General features: G+C 52.4%; 21 protein-coding genes and 3 pseudogenes. 16 read left to right on the forward strand and 8 right to left on the reverse strand.

The features are described from left to right. Positions 1 to 681 precede the first annotated feature (681 nt). Complete coding sequence (locus SYMBAF_RS05090; RefSeq protein ID WP_226020144.1) at positions 682 to 924, forward strand: Txe/YoeB family addiction module toxin; 243 nt, start codon at positions 682 to 684, stop codon at positions 922 to 924. 150 nt (positions 925 to 1,074) lie between these two features. Here SYMBAF_RS05090 and argS read toward each other — a convergent pair whose 3' ends face one another. After that, positions 1,075 to 2,805 (reverse strand): arginine--tRNA ligase, encoded by a 1,731-nt coding sequence (argS, locus tag SYMBAF_RS05095; protein WP_185899922.1) that lies wholly within the window; start codon positions 2,803 to 2,805, stop codon positions 1,075 to 1,077. A gap of 780 nt (positions 2,806 to 3,585) precedes the next feature. Between argS and SYMBAF_RS05100 the strand changes: the two genes are divergently transcribed. Next, entirely contained in the window at positions 3,586 to 4,149 is a 564-nt protein-coding gene (locus SYMBAF_RS05100) for a VOC family protein (RefSeq protein WP_006709057.1), read from the forward strand. Positions 4,150 to 4,361: 212 nt separating this feature from the next. After that, on the forward strand, positions 4,362 to 5,132 hold the full coding sequence (gene cutC / locus SYMBAF_RS05105; protein ID WP_040266304.1) for a copper homeostasis protein CutC: 771 nt from the start codon (positions 4,362 to 4,364) through the stop codon (positions 5,130 to 5,132). A gap of 43 nt (positions 5,133 to 5,175) precedes the next feature. Here the strand turns inward: cutC and cmoB are convergent, their stop codons facing one another. The 3 genes from cmoB to SYMBAF_RS05120 all read right to left on the reverse strand — a co-directional run bounded on the left by cmoB (position 5,176) and on the right by SYMBAF_RS05120 (position 7,809). Further along, the gene (gene cmoB, locus SYMBAF_RS05110; protein ID WP_040266195.1) at positions 5,176 to 6,147 is read right to left on the reverse strand and encodes a tRNA 5-methoxyuridine(34)/uridine 5-oxyacetic acid(34) synthase CmoB; all 972 of its coding nucleotides are present in this window, start codon (positions 6,145 to 6,147) and stop codon (positions 5,176 to 5,178) included. Then, positions 6,144 to 6,887 (reverse strand): carboxy-S-adenosyl-L-methionine synthase CmoA, encoded by a 744-nt coding sequence (cmoA, locus tag SYMBAF_RS05115; protein ID WP_040266194.1) that lies wholly within the window; start codon positions 6,885 to 6,887, stop codon positions 6,144 to 6,146. The genes cmoB and cmoA overlap by 4 nt, the downstream gene beginning before the upstream one ends. A 106-nt stretch (positions 6,888 to 6,993) precedes the next feature. Then, positions 6,994 to 7,809 carry a DUF72 domain-containing protein gene (locus SYMBAF_RS05120; protein ID WP_152609163.1) on the reverse strand — a complete coding sequence of 272 codons (816 nt, stop codon included), beginning with the start codon at positions 7,807 to 7,809 and terminating at the stop codon, positions 6,994 to 6,996. 628 nt (positions 7,810 to 8,437) lie between these two features. On the opposite strand from SYMBAF_RS05120, the gene aspS reads away from it, so the two are divergent. The 8 genes from aspS to lpxM all read left to right on the forward strand — a co-directional run bounded on the left by aspS (position 8,438) and on the right by lpxM (position 16,932). Then, positions 8,438 to 10,222, forward strand: a complete 1,785-nt coding sequence (aspS, locus tag SYMBAF_RS05125; protein ID WP_040266192.1) for an aspartate--tRNA ligase — start codon at positions 8,438 to 8,440, stop codon at positions 10,220 to 10,222. Next, positions 10,222 to 10,668, forward strand: a complete 447-nt coding sequence (gene nudB / locus SYMBAF_RS05130) for a dihydroneopterin triphosphate diphosphatase (RefSeq protein ID WP_040266191.1) — start codon at positions 10,222 to 10,224, stop codon at positions 10,666 to 10,668. Before aspS ends, nudB begins: the two co-directional genes overlap by 1 nt. 15 nt (positions 10,669 to 10,683) lie before the next feature. Next, positions 10,684 to 11,427: a YebC/PmpR family DNA-binding transcriptional regulator gene (locus tag SYMBAF_RS05135; protein WP_006709049.1), complete on the forward strand. Its 744-nt coding sequence runs from the start codon at positions 10,684 to 10,686 to the stop codon at positions 11,425 to 11,427. Positions 11,428 to 11,500: 73 nt separating this feature from the next. Next, positions 11,501 to 12,022 (forward strand): crossover junction endodeoxyribonuclease RuvC, encoded by a 522-nt coding sequence (gene ruvC / locus SYMBAF_RS05140; RefSeq protein WP_040266190.1) that lies wholly within the window; start codon positions 11,501 to 11,503, stop codon positions 12,020 to 12,022. A gap of 112 nt (positions 12,023 to 12,134) precedes the next feature. Further along, a complete protein-coding gene (ruvA, locus tag SYMBAF_RS05145; RefSeq protein ID WP_006709047.1) occupies positions 12,135 to 12,749 on the forward strand; it encodes a Holliday junction branch migration protein RuvA in 615 nt (204 codons plus the stop codon). 19 nt (positions 12,750 to 12,768) lie between these two features. Further along, complete coding sequence (gene ruvB, locus SYMBAF_RS05150) at positions 12,769 to 13,776, forward strand: Holliday junction branch migration DNA helicase RuvB (RefSeq protein ID WP_040266189.1); 1,008 nt, start codon at positions 12,769 to 12,771, stop codon at positions 13,774 to 13,776. A gap of 592 nt (positions 13,777 to 14,368) precedes the next feature. Then, positions 14,369 to 15,691, forward strand: coding sequence for a murein DD-endopeptidase MepM (gene mepM / locus SYMBAF_RS05155; RefSeq protein ID WP_040266187.1), 1,323 nt, complete (start codon positions 14,369 to 14,371; stop codon positions 15,689 to 15,691). A gap of 272 nt (positions 15,692 to 15,963) precedes the next feature. Continuing rightward, positions 15,964 to 16,932: a lauroyl-Kdo(2)-lipid IV(A) myristoyltransferase gene (lpxM, locus tag SYMBAF_RS05160; RefSeq protein WP_040266185.1), complete on the forward strand. Its 969-nt coding sequence runs from the start codon at positions 15,964 to 15,966 to the stop codon at positions 16,930 to 16,932. 120 nt (positions 16,933 to 17,052) lie between these two features. On the opposite strand, the gene pyk is transcribed toward lpxM, so the two are convergent. The 3 genes and pseudogenes from pyk to SYMBAF_RS05170 form a co-directional block, all read right to left on the reverse strand. Beyond that, the gene (gene pyk / locus SYMBAF_RS05165; RefSeq protein ID WP_040266183.1) at positions 17,053 to 18,495 is read right to left on the reverse strand and encodes a pyruvate kinase; all 1,443 of its coding nucleotides are present in this window, start codon (positions 18,493 to 18,495) and stop codon (positions 17,053 to 17,055) included. 174 nt (positions 18,496 to 18,669) lie between these two features. After that, positions 18,670 to 18,801 (reverse strand): annotated as a pseudogene (locus SYMBAF_RS17550) (transposase domain-containing protein); the annotation flags it as partial. Between the two features lie 42 nt (positions 18,802 to 18,843). After that, a pseudogene (locus SYMBAF_RS05170) lies at positions 18,844 to 19,081 on the reverse strand (transcriptional regulator HexR); the annotation flags it as partial. A 529-nt stretch (positions 19,082 to 19,610) separates the two neighbouring features. Between SYMBAF_RS05170 and zwf the strand changes: the two are divergent. Beyond that, complete coding sequence (zwf, locus tag SYMBAF_RS05175; RefSeq protein WP_040266177.1) at positions 19,611 to 21,086, forward strand: glucose-6-phosphate dehydrogenase; 1,476 nt, start codon at positions 19,611 to 19,613, stop codon at positions 21,084 to 21,086. A 62-nt stretch (positions 21,087 to 21,148) separates the two neighbouring features. Here the strand turns inward: zwf and SYMBAF_RS05180 are convergent. Beyond that, a pseudogene (locus tag SYMBAF_RS05180) lies at positions 21,149 to 21,492 on the reverse strand (RidA family protein). A gap of 132 nt (positions 21,493 to 21,624) precedes the next feature. Here SYMBAF_RS05180 and SYMBAF_RS05185 point away from each other — a divergent pair. From SYMBAF_RS05185 to SYMBAF_RS05200, 4 genes are all read left to right on the forward strand, one after another. Then, positions 21,625 to 23,541, forward strand: coding sequence for a DNA repair helicase YoaA (locus tag SYMBAF_RS05185; RefSeq protein WP_040266175.1), 1,917 nt, complete (start codon positions 21,625 to 21,627; stop codon positions 23,539 to 23,541). Between the two features lie 72 nt (positions 23,542 to 23,613). Further along, entirely contained in the window at positions 23,614 to 24,315 is a 702-nt protein-coding gene (gene tsaB / locus SYMBAF_RS05190; protein WP_040266302.1) for a tRNA (adenosine(37)-N6)-threonylcarbamoyltransferase complex dimerization subunit type 1 TsaB, read from the forward strand. 88 nt (positions 24,316 to 24,403) lie between these two features. Further along, positions 24,404 to 24,961 carry a Slp family lipoprotein gene (locus tag SYMBAF_RS05195; RefSeq protein ID WP_040266173.1) on the forward strand — a complete coding sequence of 186 codons (558 nt, stop codon included), beginning with the start codon at positions 24,404 to 24,406 and terminating at the stop codon, positions 24,959 to 24,961. A gap of 763 nt (positions 24,962 to 25,724) precedes the next feature. Then, the gene (locus SYMBAF_RS05200) at positions 25,725 to 25,862 is read left to right on the forward strand and encodes a hypothetical protein (protein ID WP_155814782.1); all 138 of its coding nucleotides are present in this window, start codon (positions 25,725 to 25,727) and stop codon (positions 25,860 to 25,862) included. Positions 25,863 to 26,165 lie beyond the last annotated feature (303 nt).

The following is a 26,165-nucleotide window of genomic DNA, read 5'->3' on the forward strand; positions in this document are numbered from 1 at the left end:
CCAGTATAAAAACAGAATGTCCACTAAATACACAAATGTAATTTTTATTTATTGGTTGTCTCGGCAGTACCTATTGTTCATCATAAGTTTTCTAATTTTCATTTCCCCATCAACATTTATCCTGATGTGTTTCTGATATGTGTATTTTTACATAAAATGTCACAAAGAAAAAACAGATAAATTATTGGGATTTGTCTTGTAATGGGTGGGTTTCTCTCTCATAGGACGAGAAATATGGTTCTCTCGTATTAAGAAATTGTCGGGTAACATGCGATTATTTTGCGATGTTTCCCATCTATATCTATGATATAAAATAACTTAAATGCATGAAGACTATACCGTTTAACGGTGGCAGGATAGCAGGTGTTGCGCTACTGATTTTTATTGACTATCACATTTATAGATAAAAGTCAGTAAAATGTATGTTACATAGCTTTCAAGTGGCCAGAAGATAAAACTGTTGTGCCGCAGGCAATCCCATCCCCGTGTAGATGCTGAAATGCTCCTTTGCGCGTAACATATGAATCAGTTCAATGTTGGTCAGTATTGTCTGTGCCTGCCGAAACGCTACACCTTTTCAGCAATCCGGTGATCACAGTGCACATTAATGCTTCTTCAGGTGAGCTTAAACGCGGCGATATCGTCGAAATTGACGTGTGAAGACCAGGTTTGCTAGGCGGAGTGCCGACCGACTACCCATATTGGCAAGAAAATAACGTAAAGGTTGATGGGCGTGTTTGCCGGTTTACTAAGGTCACTAATACCAATCCTTTTACTGGTATCAGTAAGCCGGAACGACGTCGCCACCACAAAAATCCTGCTCTGTATTCACGGTGTATAGATAGAGAACATAGACTTGTTTACAGCATGGCAGACGTTGAGTTAACGCTAATTGCTTGCTGCTATGACTACGAAAGGGTTTGACATCCACCCCATCATTTATGATGGGGTGGATGTCAATGAAATGCTGGCCGCTGTGCCCCAGCAATGGCATGTGTGAAGGCCACCTGATGCTTAAACGATCAGCATTAGCCACCATGTTGACCCTTTTTGCTATTGAGCGAACGACATGCCTCACATGCGTTCAACGGTTTCGATACCCAACGTATCCAGGCCGGTTTTCAGTGTTCTGGATGTCAGCAGAGCCAGCTTTAAGCGACTCTGACGCACTGCTTCACTGTCGCCATTGAGGATCTGGCAGTGTTCGTAGAAGCTGGAGAACAGCCCAGCCAGCTCGTACAGGTAGCTACACATGATATGCGGTGTCCCTTCACGCGCCACGGCAGTGAGTGCCTCTTCAAACTGTAGCAGGCGCGTTGCCAGGGCGATTTCATGCTCTTCGCTCATTACCAGCGGCAGGGTTAGGCTGCTTTCGTCAATCCCGGCGCGTTTGAATACCGATACGATGCGGGTATAGGCGTATTGCATATAAGGTGCGGTGTTGCCTTCGAAGGCCAGCATGTTATTCCAGTCGAAGATATAGTCAGTGGTGCGGCTTTTTGATAGGTCAGAGTATTTCACTGCGCCGATGCCGACCACGCGAGCCAGTTGTGTTATTTCTTGTGCTGGCATATGCGGATTTTTGCCCGCGATCAACTGCCCGGCGCGTTCGATGGCTTCATCTAACAGATCAGACAGTTTCACTGTTCCACCAGCGCGGGTTTTAAACGGCTTGCCATCTTTGCCTAACATCATGCCGAACAAGTGGTGTTCCAGTGAAACGGACTCCGGCACATAGCCTGCTTTGCGCACGATAGCCCAGGCTTGCATCAGGTGCTGATGCTGGCGTGAATCGGTGTAGTACAGCACGCGGTTGGCACCCAGGGTTTCGTAGCGGTATTTGGCACAGGCGAGATCGGTGGTGGTATATAGGTAGCCGCCATCCTTTTTCTGGATGATGACGCCCATCGGCTCCCCATCCTTGTTCTGGTATTCATCAAGGAATACCACGGTGGCACCTTCGCTTTCCACCGCCAGCCCTTTGGCCTTCAGATCGGCGACGATGCCTGGCAGCATTGCATTGTAGAGGCTTTCGCCCATCACGTCGCCTTCGGTCAGGGTTACGTTCAGGCGGTTATAGGTGAGTTGGTTTTGCGCCATGGTGATATCGACAAGCTTACGCCACATTTTCTGGCAGTAAGGGTCGCCGCCTTGTAGCTTGACCACGTAGGCGCGGGCGCGCGCGGCGAATTCGCTGTCTTCATCATAATGTTTCTTGGCTTGGCGATAGAACTGTTCCAGATCGGACAGGCCCATGTCGCTGGCATTTTCATTCTGCATTTTTTCTAGATAGGCGATCAGCATGCCGAATTGGGTGCCCCAATCGCCTACATGGTTGGCGCGGATCACGTTGTGACCCAAAAATTCCAGAGTACGCGCGGCAGCGTCACCGATAATGGTGGAGCGCAAGTGGCCGACATGCATCTCTTTAGCCACATTGGGTGCCGAGTAATCGATAACAATAGTTTGCGGTTCAACCGCTGTCACACCGAGTTTTGGGGCGTTCAACACCCAATCGATCTGGCGTGCCAGCCATGCGCTGTTCAGGAAAATATTGATAAAGCCGGGGCCAGCGATCTCCACTTTGCTAGCGATGTCACCAAGCTCCAGCAATTGCAGCACTTTTTCTGCCAGTTGGCGCGGGGGCATGCCAAGTTTCTTGGCAGCCGACATCACGCCGTTGACCTGGTAATTACCAAATTGCGCTTTGGCTGACTGACGTACCTGCGCTTCGCAATCGGCTGGTGCGCCTGCGACAATCAGTGCCTGGTTGACTTTATCTGAGAGCAGAACCTGAATATTCAACGGGTTACCTTAATGACGAACGCGGGGCATTGTGCCATGCCCCTGCGGGATTTAAAGAGGGGATCAGAGGGTGCCGACCCACTAAAAATAGCCTGTAATTGTAACCGATCTAATGTGTTGAGTCAGCAGTTGACGAGGATCCAGCGATGAAAGATCCACCGCAAGATCTATCTTCACTAAAGCGTGGTAATTAGGTAACAGAAGGAGAGAAAGTAAACAGGCCAAGTTTTTATTGGGCGACCAGCACGCAAAGTGTGGTTGCGGCGTAACTTAAAGTGGCGATAAATAGCGTATGCAGCTATACCCTAAAAAATTCGCGCTGCAGGAAATCGGCAACGCAGTAGATCCCCAGGTGTTTACCCCATTAAATGACGGGGGTGAGCGGGGAAAGCTAACGCACAAGCAATGTGAAGTATGACGAGTATACCACTATCAGCACCAGTGATATCGACAATATAGAGACATCACTATTATTTCAGCTCTAGTTTTCTCTAAAGTAGCCCTAGTGTTATTGTGAAATGGTTATTTAATTTTTATGAATAAATGACGTTGATTCAGCAGGATTTTTGTCTTCATAATAAAAGGCTGTAGTAGATAGGAGAATTCCTATTGTTAATCAAGCATACATATTGATAAATTACTTCCTGCACTAATGCTGGTCGAATGAGAAATATCATAACCCAGTGGGCCTCTATCATCCCAAATAGGCAATCATGGTGAGATATGTCTCATTGGTTAAATTACCGCGTATGAATGCGCATTCTGTTGTTTGAGGCTTTCATGACCCCCTTACAGGCTATCGCCGACCTTAACGATCTGGCACTTGATTTGCCGCGTTTTGAACAGGCACTGGATCAGTTCGCGGCGAAATTGCAGCTTGATCTATCGCAATTTAGCGCCGATCACATTTCAGTACGCTGCCACCAAGACGCCACCGCTGAACGATGGCGGCAGGGGCTGATGCAGTGCGCTTCACTACTGTCCGAATCGATGATCAATGGCCGTCTGATCTGCTTGTTCGATTTGCAACAGCCGCTCAATGTGGGACCGTGGTTGATAGATTGCGTAGAACTGCCGTATCCAGGAGGAAAGCGCTATCTGCACGAAGGCTGGGAACACTTGGAACTGGTGCTCCGTGGTGATCCTGACACGTTGCATGCGCGGGCATTGAGCTACTTGGCTGATGAAGCGCTGCTAGCACCGGGGATCACGTTGAAACAAAGTGTTCTACAGGGCGAGGGTGATCGGCTGCCTAACCCGAGCTTAGCCATCAGCGATGGTAGCATGACGATAAAATTTCATCCCTACTCCATCAGGGAAATCGTCACTAGTGAAAAATCCTAACATGGCTGTTGCAACAGCCACCTTACTCTAGCGGTGGCGATTCACTTGTGGGATGATTTATCCGATTTATATATTGCCATTGTGACGACATTCTCCCCATTGATCAAAATTAAATGCCATAGTGAACACATTGAGTGAGTAGATGCCTATGCTTCTGCCCGCAAAAGAAATCAACAATTTCCGCCAAATGCTGGCCGTCATCTGGGGTGACAATAATGAAATTGGAAATTTGCTGCTTTAGCGTAGGTTGCGCGCTGACGGCTGAACAAGCGGGGGCGGATCGCATTGAATTGTGCGCCAGCCGCAGCGAGGGTGGGTTGACGCCGAGCTACGGTACGCTCCTTTTGGCGCGCGAACGGGTAACTATTCCCGTACATCCTATCGTTCGTCCGCGCGGTGGCGATTTTTGCTACAGCACGCTGGATTTCGAGGTGATCAAGCAAGATGTCGCCCAGATCCGCGATATGGGCTTCCCCGGTGTCGTGGTGGGTATGCTAGATGAGGAAGGCCATATAGACTTGCCGCGTATGCGTGAAGTGATGCAACTGAGTGGCAATATGGCGGTGACTTTCCATCGAGCATTTGACATGTGCCAGAACCCGATGCTCGCCTTTGAGCAACTGGCGCAGCTTGGTGTGGCACGTATTTTGACTTCAGGGCAACAGCAGAATGCCGAGTTGGGTCTGACGTTGCTGCGCAATTTACGCCATGCCAACCCAGGCCCGGTGATCATTGCGGGTGGCGGGGTACGGCTTAGCAACCTGCACAAGTTTGTCGATATCGGCATTCAGGAACTACACAGTTCTTCAGGCCATGCCGTGCCTTCCACCATGCGCTATCGTAAAGCGGGCGTCACTATGTGTTCCGACAACGAATCTGACGAATTTAGCCATTATTGTGTGGATGGCGAAATGGTGGCGATGATGAAAAACACGCTAGCCTTGGTTGCCCCCTTGGCGCAGAGCCTATATCGCCAGCAATGAGACCTCGCCACTATGCAGTTAGCATCAGGTGGTGAGTCATCGATCAGGGTTTTCTTGCCACCAGTATTGCGCGTAGCGGTGCCGGATAACCTTCAACCGTTTTGCGGTGATCATCGGGGTCGAGGAATTCTGTCAGTGACTCGCTGGTCATCCAACTGGTGCGGCGCTGTTCTTCAGTGCTGGTCACGCATATATCGGCGATCCTCACATCAACGAAGCCGCATTTCTCAAGCCAGTTCTTCAGTGCGTGTGCCGCAGGGATAAAATAGACGTTGCGCATTTGCGCATAACGATCGCCCGGCACCAGCACCTGATTATCATCGCCTGCCACTATTAGGGTTTCCAGCACCAGTTCGCCCTCGGAAACCAACTGGTTTTTCAGTTGATAGAGATGATCCAGCGGGGAACGGCGATGATACAGCACACCCATGGAGAATACCGTGTCAAAGGCCGCCAGCTCTGGCAACTGTTCGATACCGAGCGGCAGCAGATGGGCGCGTTGGTCACCGCCTAGCAGCTTGCGTACAGCTTCAAACTGGCACAAAAACAACTGCATTGGATCGATGCCGATCGCCAATTGAGCGCCGGCACCGACCATACGCCATAGATGGTAGCCACTGCCGCAGCCGACATCGAGAATGGTGCGCCCGGCCAGTGGTGAAAGGTGTGGCAGCAGGCGATCCCATTTCCAGTCGGAATGCCACTCGGTATCGATGTCGATACCGTACAGCGAGAACGGCCCTTTGCGCCATGGCATCATGGTGCGTAGCATTTTTTCGATGCCTGCTAACTGACCCGGCGGTAGCCCCGGCTCCATCTCGGCGCGCACGCCGTGCAGCAAATCGACGTAAGTTGGCGTCAGTGTCGGCAAATGCTCCACTGAATTAAACCACTGTTTAAACTTGCCATGTCGTGATCCACGCTGCCAGGCGCTGAGCTGCGCGGGTAGGGTGTCCAGCCAGTGGCTGAGGTTACTCTTGGCGATACGCTGATAAAAATCACCAAATTCAATCATGGTTCTACACCTGTTTTCAGCGCGACCAGTGAGCCAAAGTTAAAACACTGGAACCACATTTCAACGTGTTCGAAGCCAGCCTGTTTCAGACGTGCTTTATGCGCCTCCACTGAGTCCGTCAGCATAACGCGCTCCAGCATGCTACGTTTCTGGCTGATCTCCAGTTCGCTGTAGCCGTTGGCGCGTTTGAAATCGTGATGCATATTGAACAGCAATGCACCGACATCGGCATCTTCAAAGCTGAGTTTCTCTGACAGCACCAGCACGCCGTGCGCCCGCAGTCCACGATAAACCTGCGCTAACAGTTGCAAGCGATCGGCTGGCTCAAGGAATTGCAGGGTGAAGTTAAGCACTACCATTGAGGCGTTTTCGATGGGTATGTCGAGAATATCGGCTTCGATTACCTCAACCGGGGTATCAGCGCGGAAAGCGTCAATATGGCGACGGCAACGATCGACCATGGCCGGGGAGTTATCGATGGCGATAATGTTACAACCCGCTACCTTAATATTCCGTCGCATCGACAGCGTTGCTGCGCCCAGGGAACAGCCCAGATCATACACTTGGCTATCGGGTTGCACAAAACGTTCGGCCAGCATGCCAATCATCGAAATGATGTTGGAATAACCGGGAACAGAACGCTGGATCATGTCTGGGAACACCTCAGCAACACGTTCGTCGAAAGTCCAGTCGCCCAATTTGGCAATGGGGGCGGAAAAAAGGGTATCGCGGTTTGGCATAGCGGCAAATCAGTTCAGCATTCGAAGTGCGCATTCTAACAGATGACGGCGAGAAAGCGCAGCGTGGTCGTCTGATGATAGCTGTGCAATCAGTTAGGTGATGCAGTCAAAATAGCGCGTCCTGTTGCGGCCAGTCCGGCGGTGCAGGCAGATCAGGGATCACCTGGCGCAACTGCTGCCAGATTTTTTGCGCCTGCTGCGGTGAATCGCCGTTATCTGGTGTATGGATAAACAGGTAAGGCTGATGCTGCTGTTGCCAGAGCGCGAGCTTCTGCTGCCAGACGGCGAACCAGCGCAAGTTATCTGCCAATACGTCGCCGCCGATAAAGCGCACCAGCGGCTGGTTGCCAGTGAGCAGTGCGTGCACCGGGAGCGTTGGTTTTTTCTGCTGCGCATCGCGCACTGCGGCGTTGTTGGGTAGGGCGTGATGTACGGCGCGGCTGTCGAGGATCACCCGATTGATGCCGCGCTGATGCAGCCCCTGATTCAGCAGACGTTCCGCCTCCCCCTTGGCGAAGAAAGTCGGATGACGTACTTCCACACCGTAGGTGAACGTTTTTGGTAGTGCGTCAAAGAATTGCCACATTCTTGGTAGTTCATCGGGGCCAAAGGTGGCCGGCAATTGTAGCCACAGTTGGCCGATGCGCTGATGCAGCGGCTCCAGACAGTGATAAAACGCTTGCAGATCGGCGTTGCAGTTGCGCAGGGAGGCTTTGTGGCTGATATCCGAGGGGAATTTAAAACAGAAGCGGAAGTTATCGTGCGTCATGTCGTGCCAGCGTTGCACGGTTTCTTGTTTGGGCAACGCGTAGAAAGTGGTGTTGCCTTCTACGCAGTTGAAATAACGGCTGTAATCCGCCAAATCACGCAGCCCGATACGGCTCCAGGCATTGTGCTGCCACTGTGGTAGTCCAATGTAGATCAACGCGCCATCTTCCTTATATTATCTCATCAGGCGACACCTTAACGTGACTAGGCGAGTGCGGCAAGGGTTGGGTAGAATGCCGTTTTGTGAATTTGGAAGAGTAGGTTTCAGCCTTGGCGAAGCATTTAGAATCTATCCCATTAGGTTATTTTATTTGCCATTTTGGCCCTGAGCGGTGCTCACCATCCTTACAAACTCCCTGTATGCGCCGGTGGTTGCGCGCTATCGGTGTGCAATCACCGGCTGCAACATTGTACGCCTACTGGGATAGACTGTTAGCAAGGCGTATGTGTTAATTCAGGCTGAATTGACGGCATTTCGCACCAAAGCACGCCATATAGAGCGGTAACAATGCGTTGTTCGCTCTTATCTGGCGCATGAATTTCCTTTATAATAGCCCCCTTTTTTCACCACTCTTTACTTCAACGACCTGTAGGCATGAGGCGTTTGCCGCTATCGGTTAGCGAGAGTGCAAAAATATTTCCTCGCCATCTTCCCACTTAAGAGAAATGGCCGGGATGCGGCAGATTTAGATTGGACAACAAAAATAGAGTTCATCAGAAATAGCTATGCGACCAGGGCGCTCCAGCCTGGCGCGGTATCGGCTGTGTAAAAAGGATAGCGTATGCGTACTGAATATTGCGGGCAGTTGGATCTGTCCCACGTAGGCCAGAAAGTCACTCTGTGTGGTTGGGTCAACCGCCGCCGCGATCTCGGTGGCTTGATCTTTATTGATATGCGCGACTGTACAGGTATCGTGCAGGTGTTCTTCGATCCAGATCAGCAAGCGGCGTTCGACAAAGCATACGACCTGCGCAATGAATTCTGTATTCAGATCGTCGGCACCGTGCGTGCACGCCCGGACAGCCAAATCAATACAGAGATGACCACGGGTGAAGTAGAAGTGTTTGCTCATGCACTGGAGGTCATCAACCGCTCCGAGCCATTGCCGCTCGACGCTAACCAAGTCAACAGTGAAGAAGCCCGTCTGAAATATCGCTACCTGGATTTGCGTCGTCCAGACATGGCTGGACGTCTGAAAACCCGCAGCAAAATCACCAGCCTGGTGCGACACTTTATGGACAGCCACGGTTTTCTCGACATCGAAACCCCGATGCTGACTAAAGCTACGCCGGAAGGTGCCCGCGACTATCTGGTGCCGAGCCGTGTGCACAAAGGCAAATTCTACGCGCTGCCGCAGTCCCCTCAGTTGTTTAAACAGTTACTGATGATGTCCGGCTTTGATCGTTACTATCAAATAGTCAAATGCTTCCGCGACGAAGACCTGCGCGCTGACCGCCAGCCGGAATTCACTCAAATTGACGTTGAGACCTCTTTCATGACTGCCGAACAAGTGCGCGAAGTGATGGAGAAACTGGCACGTGAGCTGTGGCTGGAGGTAAAAGGGGTGGATCTGGGGCGCTTCCCGGTTATCACCTTTGAAGAAGCGATGCGCCGCTACGGCTCTGATAAACCGGATTTGCGTAACCCGCTGGAATTGGTGGACATTGCCGATCTGGTGAAGGATGTCGAGTTCAACGTATTTTCCGTTCCGGCTAACGACGCCAAGGGACGGGTAGCGACGATCTGCGTTCCAGGTGGTGCACAGTTGACACGCAAACTGATCGATGAATATAGCGCTTTCGTCAACATTTATGGTGCCAAAGGTTTGGCCTGGCTGAAGGTGAATGACCGCTCGGCTGGTCTGGCTGGTGTGCAAAGCCCGATCGCCAAATTCCTTGATGCAGACGTGTTGGCAGCGATTCTGGCGCGCACCAACGCTCAAAGTGGCGATATTCTGTTCTTCGGGGCCGACAACATCAAGATCGTTACCGATGCGCTGGGTGCGCTGCGCTTGAAACTGGGTCGTGATCTGGCACTGACCAAACTGGACGGTTGGGCACCACTATGGGTGGTTGACTTCCCGATGTTTGAAGAGGACGGCGAGGGGGGCTTGGTGGCGATGCATCATCCGTTCACTGCACCGTGTAACATGGCCCCAGAAGCACTGGCTAGCATGCCAACCAACGCTATCGCCAATGCTTACGATATGGTGATCAACGGTTACGAAGTGGGCGGTGGTTCGGTGCGTATTCACCACGGTGAAATGCAGCAAACCGTGTTCAGTATTTTAGGCATCAATGAACATGAACAGCGTGAGAAATTTGGCTTCCTGCTCGACGCGCTGAAATACGGCACCCCGCCGCATGCTGGGATGGCCTTTGGCCTGGATCGTTTGGTGATGCTGCTGACCGGCACTGACAACATCCGCGACGTGATAGCCTTCCCGAAAACCACCGCTGCGGCTTGTCTTATGACCGATGCGCCAAGTTTCGCCAACCCGGCAGCATTGCAGGAACTGGCGATCAACGTACTGAAGAAAACCGATACACCACAAGAGAATGAGTAATGAGCTACAAGCGTCCTGAATCTGTCCTGGTAGTGATTTATGCGAAATCCAGCGGTCGGGTGCTGATGTTACAGCGGCGCGATGATAGTGAATTTTGGCAGTCGGTCACCGGTAGCCTAGAGCAGGATGAGTCGCCGCCACAGGCAGCGCAACGTGAGGTGATGGAAGAAGTCGGCATTGATATTGAAGCAGAGCATTTGCCGATGTTCGATTGCCAGCGCTGTGTGGAGTTTGAACTCTTTGTCCATTTGCGGTATCGCTATGCCCCAGGCACTACGCGTAATAAAGAGCACTGGTTTTGTTTGGTTTTGCCCGAAGAACGCGAGCCGGTGCTCACCGAACATCACGCCTACCAATGGCTAGAGGCTGTGCAAGCTATGACGCTGACTAAGTCGTGGAGCAACCAGCAGGCGATTGAAGAGTTGGTAATTAATTTAGTCCAGTAATTCCCGGAGATTTTTATGGCAGGTCATAGTAAGTGGGCCAATACAAAACACCGCAAGGCGGCGCAAGACGCCAAACGCGGTAAAATTTTCACCAAAATTATTCGTGAGCTAGTCACGGCGGCCAAATTGGGCGGCGGTGATCCTGATTCCAACCCACGTTTACGCGCGGCGATGGACAAGGCGCTGGCGAACAACATGACGCGCGACACCATGAACCGTGCGATTGCACGCGGTGTAGGTGGTGATGATGATTCCAACATGGAAAGCATCATTTATGAAGGCTATGGCCCTGGCGGCACCGCTGTGATGATCGAATGCCTGAGTGATAACCGCAATCGCACGGTGGGGGAAGTGCGCCATGCCTTCACTAAATGCGGTGGCAACCTGGGAACCGACGGTTCTGTCGCCTATTTGTTCACCAAAAAGGGCGTGATCACTTACGCACCAGGGGTGGATGAAGACGCATTGATGGAAGCGGCGCTGGAAGCAGGTGCAGAAGACATCGTCAGTTATGATGACGATGTTATTGATGTGTTCACCGCCTGGGAGAGTCTGGGTGCGTTGAAGGATGCACTGACCGCTGCCGGTTTCAACGCGGAAGCGGCAGAAATCGCGATGATCCCATCGACCAAAGCCGATATGGACGCAGAAACCGCGCCTAAACTACTGCGTTTGATCGATATGCTGGAAGATTGCGACGATGTGCAGGAGGTTTACCACAACGGTGAGATCTCCGACGAGATTGCGGCTACGCTGTAATGAGGTTGCTATGCGGCGTTGCCCTGTGGCAGCGCCGGGCAGAACCCAGGCTTAACGCAAGGTGGATGTAGCGATGGCGATCATACTGGGTATCGATCCCGGTTCACGTATTACCGGCTATGGCCTTATCCGTCAGCAGGGCCGCCAATTGACCTATATCGCCAGCGGTTGTATTCGCACCGTGGTGGAGGACATGCCGATGCGGCTGAAGCTGATTTATGCTGGCGTCAGCGAAATCATTACCCAGTTCCAACCGGACTTTTTCGCTATCGAGCAAGTGTTTATGGCCAAGAACCCGGATTCGGCGCTCAAACTTGGTCAGGCGCGTGGAGTGGCGATTGTCGCCGCCGTGAATCAGAACCTGGACGTGTTTGAGTATGCGGCACGGCAGGTAAAGCAAACTGTGGTGGGTACGGGGGCAGCCGAAAAAGCCCAGGTACAGCATATGGTACGTTCGCTGCTCAAGCTCTCCGCCAATCCACGGGCGGATGCCGCCGATGCGTTAGCGATAGCCATCACCCACTGTCATCTGAGCCAAAATGTGCTGCGGATGAGTGCAGGGCGGCTGAATCTGGCGCGTGGCCGCTTGAGATAGCGTTTAACCGGTTATTGATTGGGCTGGATATTCATCCAGCCCTTTTTATGCTATAAGCTTTACCAGCATGGCATGGCCGTGAATCATGATCAGGGATCTTGCAGGAGGGTTAATGATAGGTCGTCTCAGAGGAAATATTCTGGAAAAGCAGCCGCCACTGGTGTTACTGGAGGCGAACGGTGTGGGTTATGAAGTGTATATGCCAATGACCTGCTTTTATCAACTGCCGGAACTGGGGCAAGAGGCTATCGTGTTTACCCACTTTGTGGTGCGTGAAGACGCGCAACTGCTGTATGGCTTCAATGATAAGCAAGAGCGTGCGCTGTTTCGCGAACTGATCAAAGTCAACGGCGTTGGGCCAAAGCTGGCGCTGGCGATCCTGTCCGGCATGTCCGCGCAGCAGTTTGTCAGCGCGGTAGAGCATGAAGAGATTACCACCCTGATTAAACTGCCGGGTGTCGGCAAGAAAACCGCCGAGCGCCTGGTGGTGGAAATGAAAGACCGTTTCAAAGGGCTTAATGGTGATCTGTTTACCAACAGCAGTGGGAGCAGCTTGCCGGCCACGGCGGTGCAAACCGCTGATAACGATACTGAAGCTGAAGCTGTCTCCGCGCTGGTGGCGTTGGGCTATAAACCGCAGGAAGCCAGCCGTATGGTCAGCAAAATCGCCAAATCGGGTGCCGATTGCGAAACCCTGATCCGTGATGCGCTGCGCGCTGCGCTGTAAGGTTGACAAGGGGGAGACAATGATTGAGGCCGATCGCCTGATTTCAGCCGAACCGATCAATGAGGAGGAACTTCTTGATCGCGCCATCCGCCCGAAACTGCTGGCGGAGTACGTTGGGCAACCGCATGTATGCGAGCAGATGGAAATCTTTATTCAAGCGGCCAGGCAGCGTGGCGATGCGCTGGATCACCTGTTGATTTTTGGCCCGCCGGGCTTGGGAAAAACCACGTTGGCTAATATTGTCGCCAATGAAATGGGAGTTAATCTGCGTACCACCTCCGGCCCAGTGTTGGAGAAAGCGGGCGATCTGGCGGCGATGCTCACCAACCTCGAACCGCATGACGTGCTGTTTATCGATGAGATCCACCGACTGTCGCCAGTGGTGGAAGAGGTGTTGTACCCGGCGATGGAAGATTATCAACTGGATATCATGATCGGTGAAGGCCCGGCGGCACGTTCGATCAAACTTGATCTGCCGCCGTTTACCCTGGTCGGAGCTACCACTCGCGCTGGCTCCCTGACGTCACCGTTACGTGATCGTTTCGGCATTGTGCAACGGCTGGAATTTTACCAAGTGGCAGACTTGCAACTCATCGTATCGCGCAGCGCTCGCTGCTTGGGGCTGGATCTTTCTGGCGATGGTGCTCATCAAATAGCGCGCCGGGCGCGCGGCACGCCGCGCATCGCCAACCGTTTGCTACGCCGGGTGCGTGACTTTGCTGAGGTGCGCGCCAATGGTGTGATTAATGGTGAAGTGGCCATGCAAGCGCTGGATATGCTCAATGTCGATGCCGAAGGCTTTGACTATATGGATCGCAAGCTATTGCTGGCGATTATTGACAAGTTCACTGGGGGGCCAGTAGGGCTGGATAACCTGGCTGCGGCGATCGGTGAAGAGCGTGAAACCATTGAAGACGTTATCGAACCCTTCCTAATCCAACAGGGTTTTATCCAGCGTACACCGCGTGGCCGTATGGCGACCCATCATGCCTACCGGCATTTTGGCATCGAATGCGGAGAGGAATAAACAGTCAAAAGGGTAGCATCAGCAGCTCTTTTCACCGCGATATCGACAGCATAGTCATGCCGAGTGTGACGGCGTAAATGCATACAATAGACCTGTTTAACTGTCTACAGAAGTAGCAAAAGTAACCGCAAACGCCATTTCGCCCAATGATTGGAACTCATGCCTTAAAATAAGAATGAATTAGCTGAAAACCTGCACGGGTTCAAAGATCTGCTGACGCAAATTGACAGAAATGTTGGTAACATGCTTACGCTTGTGCAAGGTAGAGGTAATGTTGTTTTCACCCTGCTTACGGTTATTTCGAAAAACACCACGGCTTGCGCCCACTGGGTCATCCCACCGTTAACCCCGAAATTCAGCCTGGAGCACAGCGCTTACACTAAATTTGAACACCGTGGGTTGAGCAAAAAGCAGTCTTTTTTTGCTGAGCCACAATCCAGGCAGGCCGTAATCAAAGTCGTTGCCAAGGGGAGTAACTAGTCCCGTTGGACATCTGCATCGCATTGGGAAAGGACAGCTACAGGAAATTACAGAAGCCCTGTCGAGCCAGTTCGTGAGCCGCCTGGAGTAAAGCTTATAAGGATAATATCGAGTGCAGCGGATAGTCCAAACTATCTTTCTAGCGTATAACAGCCTGCCACGGATCCATCGCGTCATGCTGGGATCGCTGACCGTGGTGACATTTGCCGTCACAATCTGGCGACCTTTTATTTATCACCCAGAACATGCCCCTAGCGTTAAGAACGTCGAATTAGAAGCCAGGCAGTTGCGGGTCATGCTGCCAGAAGCCAGTGAACCGATCGATGCAGACCCATCTATCCCTGATGATGAATTCCCCCAGGATGAGCTTGACCAAAAGGGCGTCGGCGAGGAAAACGTGCATGAATATGTCGTTTCTTCCGGTGATACTCTCGGCAGCATTCTGACCCAATATGACATCGAAATGTCGGATGTCGCGCTGTTGGCCGCACAGTATCGCGATCTGCGCAATCTGAAGATCGGCCAGCAGTTATCGTGGACGCTGAACGCCGCTGGTGACCTGCAACAGCTTAGGTGGGAGGTTTCTCGCCGTGAAACGCGCACTTACGATCGCGTCGGCAACAGCTTTAAAGAGTCGCAGCAATGGCAGCAGGGTGAATGGCGTAACAGCGTAGTCAGTGGCCGCTTGAGTGGTAGCTTCGTCAGCAGTGCCGGTGATGCTGGCCTGAGCCGCACTGAGATCAATGCGGTGGTTAAGGCGCTACAGTGGCAATTGGATTTCCAAAAGCTGCGCAAAGGTGATCCGTTTTCGGTGCTAATGTCGCGTGAGCATTTTGACGGTAAAAAAACGCAAAGCCAACTGCTGGCCGTTCGTATACGTACTGGTGGCAAGGATTACTATGCGATCCGCGCTGAAGATGGCAAATTCTACGATCGTGAGGGTTCCGGCTTGGCGCGCGGTTTTATGCGTTTCCCAACCATGAAACAGTTCCGCATTTCTTCCAGCTTCAATCCGCGTCGGGTGAATCCGGTGACTGGCCGTATTGCGCCACATAAAGGTGTTGATTTCGCCATGCCGATCGGTACTCCCGTGGTGGCGGTGGGTGACGGTGAAGTGTTGATCGCCAAACACAGCGGATCCGCAGGCTATTACGTGGCGATCCGCCATGGCCGTCAGTACACCACGCGCTATATGCACTTGAAGAAGCTGTTGGTTAAACCGGGGCAGAAGGTGAAGCGTGGTGAGCGCATTGCGCTATCGGGCAATAGCGGCCGTTCTACCGGGCCGCATCTGCATTTTGAACTGTGGATCAACCAACAGGCGGTAAACCCGCTGACAGCGAAGTTGCCGCATTCCAAAGGTTTGATCGGCAAGGAGCGTAGCACTTATCTGGCACAAGTGAAGGAAATGGTTGCGCAACTACGGCTTGATTAATCCCCCTTCGCCCACGATGCCATCGGCCCAATGTTGTTTTATATCGGTGCTTCGCCAGTGTTATGCCCGTGATACTTCACGTTGCCTGTGCGTGAGTTTTCCTCGCGCACCCCAGTCAGTGATGGGTGTCAGCGCAAGCGCTGTTCAAATCGGTTCCCGACCGATTTGTCGCTGCGTTGCCGCTTTCCTGTAACGCAAATTATTTAGGGTATAATGGCAAAATCATTTGCTGTAATTATTATTGGCCGAGCCGCTAAGTTAAGAGTTTGTGCATGCAAAACGAAAAAAAATCGAACTTAGAGTTCATTCCGCACTTCCAGAAAGCCTTTTTCGCCCCACGCTACTGGGGCATTTGGTTGGGTATCGGCTTGATGGCGGGTATTTCGCTGGTGCCTGCGCGCCTGCGTGATCCGCTATTAGGTGCGATCGGCACATTGGCTGGCAAGCTGGCGGCAGGTGCAAGACGCCGTGCACGCATTAACCTGTTGTACTGCCTGCCCAATGCATCGGAAAGCGAACGTGAGCATATTATTGACGCCATGTTCGCCTGCGCGCCGCAATCGATGGTGCTGATGGCCGAGCTGGCCTGTACCAAAGCGGAAAAAGTGCTGAAACGCGTGCGTTGGCACGGCGAAGAGGTGCTAGATAAAATACGCGGGGAAGGACGTAATGTAATATTTTTGGTGCCGCATGGTTGGGCGGTGGATGTGCCCGCGATGCTGATGGCCGCGCGTGGGCAGCCGATGGCGGCGATGTTCCATAACCAACGTAATCCACTGATCGACTACATGTGGAACGCCGTGCGCCGCAAGTTTGGCGGACGTATGCATGCACGTAATGACGGCATCAAGCCTTTTATCCACTCGGTACGTCAAGGATTTTGGGGGTATTATTTACCCGATCAGGATCACGGTGTAGAGCACAGCGAATTCGTTGATTTCTTTGCTACCTACAAGGCAACACTGCCAGCCGTTGGTCGCTTGATGAAAGTGTGCCGTGCTGCGATCGTGCCGCTGTTTCCAGTATATGATGGTAAAGCCAGCAGGTTGAATATCTATATCCGCGAGCCAATGGATGATTTGGCTGGGGCGGACGACGCGCGCATCGCCCGCCGTATGAATGAAGAAGTGGAAAACTTGGTGGGGCCGAATCCTGAACAGTACACCTGGATCTTGAAACTGCTGAAAACGCGTAAAGAAGGGGAGATGGAGCCTTACTCGCGTGATGATCTATACCGCTAAACCACGCTCACAGTTTGATGATGAAAGACTGAACTCACCCAGTGGTACAGCCGTTATGGTGAAGGAACAATGAAAAATGCCAGCCAGCGCTCGCTGGCTGGCATGGCTTTGCAGTGGTCATTACTCGACGCGTAGGATGCGGCAGGTATTGGTGGTGCCGATAGTTTCCATCACGTCACCTTGGGTGACGATCACCAGATCGCCAGAAACCAGAAAGCCTTTATCACGCAGGTGGTTCACGGCGTCAGTGGCGGTGATGACATGACCATCGCGGCTATCGAAGTACACCGGCGTTACGCCACGGTACAGTGCAGCCAGGTTCAGCGTGTGTTCATGGCGAGACATGGCGAAGATCGGCAGGCTGGAACTGATACGCGACATCATCAGGGCGGTGCTGCCAGATTTGGTCATGGCGATCAGTGCGGTAACCCCTTTCAGGTGGTTAGCCGCGTACATTGAAGACATGGCGATCGCCTCTTCAATGTTGTTGAACTGCACATCCAGCCGGTGTTTGGAGACGTTGATACTGGGGATCTTCTCCGCACCCAGGCAAACGCGTGCCATTGCCGCCACGGTCTCCGCTGGGTATTGGCCAGCAGCGGTTTCCGCCGACAGCATGACAGCATCGGTGCCATCCAATACGGCGTTCGCTACATCCATCACTTCGGCACGGGTTGGCAGCGGGTTGGTGATCATCGATTCCATCATTTGGGTTGCGGTAATGACGGCACGGTTCAACGTACGGGCACGGCGGATCAGTTTTTTCTGGATGCCGACCAGTTCTGGATCGCCGATTTCAACGCCTAGATCGCCACGAGCCACCATCACTACATCGGAGGCCAGAATGATATCGTCCATGGCTTCATCGCTGCAAACTGCTTCGGCACGCTCAACCTTGGAAACGATTTTGGCGTAACAACCGGCGTCACGCGCCAGACGGCGGGCGTACTCCAAGTCTTCACCGGTACGTGGGAAGGAAACGGCCAGATAGTCGACGCCAATCTTGGCGGCAGTGACGATATCGGCTAGATCTTTTTCGGTCAGTGCCTTGGCTGACAGGCCACCGCCAAGCTTGTTAATGCCTTTATTGTTGGACAACGGGCCACCCATGGTAACCTCAGTAAATACTTTCATGCCTTGAACTTGCAGTACTTTCAACTGCACGCGGCCATCGTCGAGTAGGAGTACATCGCCCGGCACCACATCCTTAGGTAGACCTTTATAGTCGATACCGACTTTTACTTTATCCCCTTCGCCATGAGATAGGCTGGCATCAAGCAGGAATTTATCGCCCACGTTGAGGAAAATTTTGCCTTCCTTGAAGGTGGAAACGCGGATTTTTGGCCCTTGCAAGTCGCCCAAAATGGCGACGTGACGTCCCAGTTTGCTAGCAATTTCACGTACCTTGTTCGCGCGATTTTGGTGATCTTCTGGGCTGCCGTGAGAAAAATTAAGCCGAACTACGTTAGCGCCAGCGGCAATGATCTTTTCCAGATTATTGTCGCGGTCGGTAGCTGGCCCCAGTGTGGCAACAATCTTGGTTCTTCTGAGGCGTCTGGACATGTGTTACTCCGCTAACTGGTGAAGTAAATAGGGGGTTCCGCTAATGTTTGGCAACGAAACCAGCAGTGAAATGTCATGAAGTTTATCCGCATGCGTGTCTAACAAGCTAGCGCATCATAACCGAACGGCGAACCCGCGTTGTGTGATTAAAATAATGTAATAAGCTGGTGGATATTAACTGAAGCTGTTTTTGGCGTAGGGTAATAGCTCCTGGAGCCTATTGTTGGGACAGGTGGGTAAGCGGGTCAACACATCGCGCAACCAGATCTACGGGTCGTGGCCGTTGAGTTTGGCGGTTTCCAGCAGGATCAGGATAGCTGGGTTCCGTTTTCCAAGCGAACCCTTGCCTTAATCAAAAGGCGATTCTTGGAGCGCTTCCGCTTCCTTGAACCGTTGCAAGTTATCTCTGAATTTAGCCCCTCTGCGCAGGGTAAAATCGGTAGCCAATACGTTAATGAACGTTAATTGCGCGATGCATGACACTATAGGCAGAGTCAATGTCGGTATCTTCTGGAAAATCAATTAGTAAAGCCAGAGTAGCCGCATAAGGCACATAAGGAAAAGGGGAATCACGCGCGGAAATGGCAGATTGGCTCAGTAGCGCCAGATGGTGATGGATACTTTCCAGCATATTCATATATACCGGTCATCGGTCATAATATGAGAGTTGTCTAGCTTTCATCAGGGGATTGTTGGAGAAAAAGACAGAAAGTCACCATTTTCTGCGCCTTCGGCGGCATTCCGCCCGCCGTGGCGAACGCTAACACGAGAATCTTAAGGCTTCTTAATCCAAGTTTACTGGTCGTAGTTAAAGAGAGTACATTAGGCTGTGTCCGGTAATGGCAGGTAAGCTCTGCTGGCGGTCATTTGAACGCGCATCAAGGCGGCGCGTGAGCTTTGCTAGGTGGCCAAATAAGTAGGAGAATGTTCAAATGGCCCAGCCCTGCGGGACGTGTCCCCAAAGCCGGTACTCCACGTTGTCGGGCATGAACATAGGTTCTGCCTCCTCCGCCTTGATTACCGGCTTTGGGGTCTGCAACGCTGCCATGGTCAATGGCCGGACACCGCATAGTAATGTAAGAAAATTACAAATATCCTGCAACAAGGAGAGCAACATGGCGGTAACTTCTACATCCCAAGCCTGTGACTTGGTTATTTTTGGCGCGAAAGGCGATTTGGCGCGTCGTAAGCTGCTGCCTTCCCTGTACCAGTTAGAGAAAGCCGGGTACATCCACCCGGATACACGGATTATCGGCGTTGGCCGTGCCGATTGGGATAAAAAAGCCTACACCGAGGTGGTGAAAGAAGCCCTTGACACCTTTATGCAGGAAAAACTGGATGATAAAATCTGGGCCGCGCTGAGCGCACGCTTGGATTTCTGCAATCTTGATGTGAACGACAGCAAGAATTTTACCATGCTAGGTCACATGCTGGATCAAAAGCATCGTACCACCATCAACTATTTTGCTATGCCGCCAAGCACTTTCGGTGCGATTTGCCAAGGGCTAGGTAAAACCAAGCTGAATCATGAGCCGGCGCGTGTGGTGATGGAGAAGCCGCTGGGCACCGATCTGGCGTCTTGCCGCGTGATCAACGATCAGGTTGCGGAGTACTTCAATGAATCACAGGTCTATCGTATCGACCACTATCTTGGCAAAGAAACAGTATTGAACCTGCTGGCGTTGCGGTTTGCCAACTCGTTGTTCGCTTCCAACTGGGACAACCGCACTATCGATTCTGTGCAAATCACCGTGGCGGAAGAGGTGGGTATTGAAGGGCGATGGGGCTACTTTGACCAGGCTGGCCAGATGCGCGACATGATCCAGAACCACTTGCTGCAAATCTTGACCATGATCGCTATGTCGCCCCCGGTAGATTTGTCGGCTGACCGTATCCGCGATGAGAAGGTGAAGGTACTGCGCTCGCTGCGGCGTATTGATCAGACCAATGTGCATGAAACCACTGTGCGCGGGCAGTACACCGCTGGCTTCGTTCAGGGCAAAAAGGTACCGGGCTATCTGGAAGAGGAGGGGGCGAACAAAAACAGCCACACTGAAACCTTCGTCTCAATCCGCGTGGATATCGATAACTGGCGGTGGGCTGGGGTGCCGTTCTACCTACGTACCGGTAAACGCCTGCCGACCAAATGTTCAGAAGTGGTGGTGTACTTCAAAAACCCACCGCTCAACTTGTTCAGCGATTCTTATCAGCAACTGCCGCAGAACAAGCTAACCATTCGCCTTCAACCGGATGAAGGCATTGAGATCCAGGTGCTGAATAAATTACCGGGGCTGGATCATAAGCACCGTCTGCAAACCAGCAAGTTGGATTTGAGCTTCTCTGAGACATTCAATCAGGAACACGTAGCGGATGCCTATGAGCGCTTGCTGCTAGAAAGCATGCGTGGCATTCAAGCGCTGTTTGTACGCCGTGACGAAGTGGAAGAAGCGTGGAAGTGGGTTGACTCTATCATGAACGCCTGGAAGGCGGACAACGAGGCACCTAAGCCATATCAGGCTGGCACTTGGGGGCCTGTGGCCTCGGTGGCGATGATTACCCGCGATGGCCGTTCCTGGAACGAGTTCGAATAACACACGGCTTTTGGGGCGCGGCACTAACCTGCGGCTGTTGTGCATGCGGTGTTTTCACCGCTTCACAGCGCCGCGATAATCTTGATTTCAACCTTGTACTTCGGGTTCATCAATTGTGCCTGCACGGTGCAGCGCACCGGCGCATTGCCAGCGACCACCCAGGCATCCCAGGCGGCGTTTATGGCGGCGAAATCGGCAGCATTGGCCGGGAAAATGGTGGCGTCCAGAATGCGGTTCTTTTCCGAACCGACCCGTGCCAACAATATGTCGATGGTGGTCAGCGTGCTAGCGGTTTGCGCAGTGGCGTCTTCATCAGATTTTCCGGCACGCTGGTGTAGTAGAGGGTATCATTGTGTACTACGGCTTAGGATCAGCGATGATCGGGATCAATTCGTTCGATGTTCATTGGGTTATCTCCATGCCTATTTCCACTAAGAGTATCACAGCCAGCGGTGGAAATAGGTAGTGATAAAGTCGATGGTAGCGGCGTGGCAGGCTTGGCATAATCAACGTTGAATGACACTGACAGAGAAATAGTGTGACAGACGATTTTGCAACAGATGGCGCTCTGGCGCAGGCAATCAAGGGATTCAAACCGCGCGAGGCACAACGGCTGATGGCGCAAGCGGTTACCGAAGCGATCAACTTCAAGCAAGAACTGGTGGTGGAGGCGGGAACTGGCACCGGCAAAACCTTCGCCTACTTGGCACCTGCGCTGCGCGCCCAACGTAAAGTGATTATTTCCACCGGATCGAAAGCCTTGCAGGATCAACTCTATGTGCGTGATCTGCCCACCATTGCCAATGCACTGAACTACAAAGGTAAAATGGCGCTGCTGAAAGGGCGTTCCAACTACTTGTGCTTGGAACGGTTGGAGCAGCAGTCAATGGCTGGTGGAGAGTTGGCCGGTCAGGCCCTGATCGATCTGGTGCACTTGCGTAAGTGGTCTTCACAAACCCAAGACGGCGATATCAGCCGCTGTAGCGATGTAGCGGAGGACAGCGCTGTCTGGCCGCTGGTGACCAGTACCAATGACAATTGCCTCGGCAGTGATTGCCCGCTGTATCAGAACTGTTTCGTGGTTAAAGCACGGCGGCGAGCCATGGATGCCGATGTGGTGGTGGTGAATCATCACCTGTTTCTGGCAGACATGGTGGTGAAGGAAGGCGGATTTGCCGAATTAATCCCTGCGGCTGATGTGATGATTTTCGATGAAGCACACCAACTCCCCGATATCGCCAGCCAGTATTTTGGCAAACAGCTCACCAGCCGCCAGTTGCTGGATCTGGCAAAAGACATCACCATTGCTTACCGCACCGAAGTTCGTGATGCTGCACAATTGCAAAAAAGCGCCGACCGCTTAAGCCAAAGTACTCAGGATTTCCGGATAATGTTGGGGGAGCCGGGATTTCGCGGCAATCTGCGTGATGTGCTCAGCCAGCCGAACGTTCAGCGTGCGCTGCTGTTGCTCGATGATGCGCTCGAACTGTGTTATGACGTGTCCAAGCTATCGTTGGGGCGTTCTGCATTGCTGGACGCTGCTTTTGAGCGCGCCACGCTATACCGTGCGCGCCTCAAACAGTTGCAGCAGGTCACTGAACCCGGCTATAGCTATTGGTATGAATGCAATTCACGCCATTTTGTGCTAGCGCTGACGCCGTTGACGGTGGCCGATCGCTTCCGCGAACTGCTGGACGAGCAGCCGGGTAGTTGGATTTTTACGTCCGCTACGTTATCGGTCAACGAGCAGTTGGCCTATTTTACTGAACGATTGGGCCTGAGCAAGGCGAAGACCTGGTTGCTACCTAGCCCGTTTGACTACGCCAAACAGGCACTGCTGTGTGTGCCGCGTTTCCTGCCATCGCCTAATCAGCCCGGCGGCGCGCGCCAATTGGCGCGCATGCTGCGGCCCCTGATCGAGGCCAATAACGGCCGCTGTTTTTTGCTATGCACCTCGCACCAGATGATGCGCGAATTGGCTGAAGAATTTCGCGCCACCCTGTTGCTGCCTGTGTTGTTGCAGGGTGAAACCAGTAAAGGCCAACTGTTGACACAGTTTGTTGAGGCCGGCAACGCACTACTGGTGGCAACCAGTAGTTTCTGGGAGGGAGTAGACGTGCGAGGTGACGCATTATCCTGTGTGATCATCGACAAGCTGCCGTTCACCTCGCCGGATGATCCGCTATTAAAGGCACGGATTGAAGATTGCCGCCTGCGAGGCGGCGACCCTTTCAATGATGTGCAATTACCGGATGCAGTCATCACGCTGAAGCAGGGTGTCGGGCGGCTGATCCGTGACACCGATGATCGCGGTGTGCTGGTGATCTGCGATAATCGGCTAGTGATGCGTCCTTACGGCGAAGTGTTCCTCAACAGCCTGCCACCGACGCCACGCACCCGTGATATCGCCCAGGCGATCGCATTCCTACAGGACACTCCGCCGCTAGTAACATGAAAGAGGAAAGGTGGCTGTGTTATAATGCGCGCACTGTATGAAAACCCTGCTTTATTCTCGCCAGAGGTTGGTATGTCCACGCGAATTTTAGCGATCGATACATCGACGGAAGCCTGTTCCGTTGCTATCTGGAATCAAGGTGAAATCCTGGCCTTGTCTGAGTTACGCCCACGTGAGCATACGCAACGTATTTTACCTATGGTGCAGCAGGTACTGGCGGATGGCGGCCTGGTGCTTAGCCAGCTTGATGTATTGGCTTTTGGCCGCGGCCCCGGTAGTTTTACCGGTGTACGTATCGGCATTGGTATCGCTCAGGGGCTGGCGCTGGGTGCCGATCTTCCGATGCTGGGTATTTCCACCTTGCAAACCATGGCACAGGGTGCTTGGCGGGTCAGCCATGCTGAGCGTGTACTGGCGGCGATTGACGCCCGGATGGGGGAAGTCTACTGGGGGCAATTCGAGCGTCAGCAGGATGGCCGTTGGCATGAAAGCGAAGGAGAAGGGGTGATTTCACCCGCTCAGGCATTGGAGCGCGCTCACGGACTGCATGGCGACTGGGCTTGTGTTGGCACTGGTTGGCAAACATATCCAGATTTGGTCAGCGGGTCTGCGTTGAGCGTGCGTGATGGACAAATGCTGTTGCCCCAGGCAGAAGACATGCTGCCGCTAGCGTTACTGGCTTGGCAACAGGGTCTGGCGGTGGCAGTGGAAAACGCCGAACCAACCTACTTGCGTAATGAAGTTACCTGGAAGAAGCGGCCTGGTCGCCCCTAGTCGCAGCGTATTGTGCTGTGGGACTTGAAGAGGTAATCGTGCCTAACTCAATGGTCAAGCTTACTGTTATTTCGAGGAGATTATGACAATGTTAACCCGTAATACAAAAAGTTTGGTGTTGCTGACCATCGCCTGTGGTGCACTGGTATTGGCTGGTTGCGTCACTGTGCCGGATGCCATCAAAGGTTCAACGGCTACACCTGTCATGCAGTTGTCCTCGGTGCAGCATGCGCCGAATCTGTTTACCGGCGCAGAGGCACGTTTTGGCGGCAAGGTAATGAACATCACCAATGAGCAAGGGCAGACAGTGTTGGAAATTGCCACTGTGCCGCTCGACTCGTCGGCGCGTCCTATTTTAGGTGAACCATCAAGCGGCCGTTTGTTGGCCACGGTACAAGGGTTCCTTGAACCGGCTGATTTTAAAAGCCAGATAGTGACTGTGGTCGGGCCGATTACCGGCCTGAAAGACGGTAAGATCGGCATGACCTCATACCGGTTTGTTACGATGAACGCCACTGGTTATAAGCGTTGGCACCTGGTGCAGCAGGTGATAATACCGCCTGTGCCTATCGGGCCATGGCGCAACTGGGGCTATGGTTGGTATAATCCAGACCCGGCACAGCTACAAATCATCGTTACCGAGTAGCAAACGCGTGATGTGAACCATTTTAATACGGCGGCCGATCGGTTTGCTCAGGCGTTGTAGCGTTAGCATCACTATTACTAATGTGTTGTTTCTGGCGAAGTGCGTCAGCGTGAATACTTGCTCGTGCCGCTATACCCGTGCTTTATTGGATTGGTAAAATATTACGCACGCTTGTTCTGCCGCCTCCCGTGGAGGTGCAGCGGCAGAGGCCAGGCATTATGCAATGTCTTTTTACTTGTCAGGTATTAGCAAAATTTCACATATCACCCTCTCCCCGCCAAAATGCGTTGCGGTGAATTGATGTCGTATCTATTGCTCATAGTGATATTACTATCAAGTTAATCGTTTGGTAGTGAAACATGAATTTACTCATTTTATCATAGTGATATAGCTAATTTTCAGCATAGTGGAGGGGCGGGAAAAAGCCCACGTAGTACGCTGTGGGCAAAACTCCCTGGTATTGGAGTTCTTTATTCATTCTGACTCTTTCCTTAATGATATTGATAATTGATTATATAGATAGGTTGTTATTTTTTGATCGGTTTAAACGATCATCTCTGGTGTGATGCAGGGTATATACCCTAAATAATTCGAGTTGTAGGAAGGCCGTAACGCAGAGACAAATCGGTCAGGAACCGATTTGAGCAGTGCTTGCGCTGGGCCTCAGACTGAACCTTAGGGGTGAGAACCATTAATTCCCAGGCGCTGGCACCCGTCAGTGACTGGGGGGGCCAAGAAAGCTAACGCGCAGTCAACTTGAAGTATGACGGGTATAAAAAGCAATCAATTTGTGGTTGCCCATGACAAGAAGGATCTGCGTGCAACTGCATTACTCTGCGGGCTGATTTTACGGGTGATGTTGGTGATGACCGACATGGCATCACCGCGTGGGCGAGGTTAAAAATGTCATCAGTTGATTATCTGAATGCTGGGCGTTACCCTGGTCAGGCATTAGAGTTACGGCGTTTATTACCGTGCTCGAAACGATTTTTTGTGGTGCGTCGGGCATGCTTAACAGTTTGGGGAAAAAGTCTCCTGTCCTTTATACCTTACTGTCCCATAACGCTGGTGAGTGTTTGGTTGTGCCCGGTAGTTGACCGTGGAGGGCGCGACCCGAAGGGCAGAGGCCAACTATGCTCACCCTAGGTGACGCGCCGCTGATTTGATCCACCAAACTTTACGGTTCGCCTAGTGTTGTTGCGTT

The sequence above is a fragment of the Serratia symbiotica genome (genome assembly GCF_000821185.2).
Lineage (GTDB): Bacteria > Pseudomonadota > Gammaproteobacteria > Enterobacterales > Enterobacteriaceae > Serratia > Serratia symbiotica.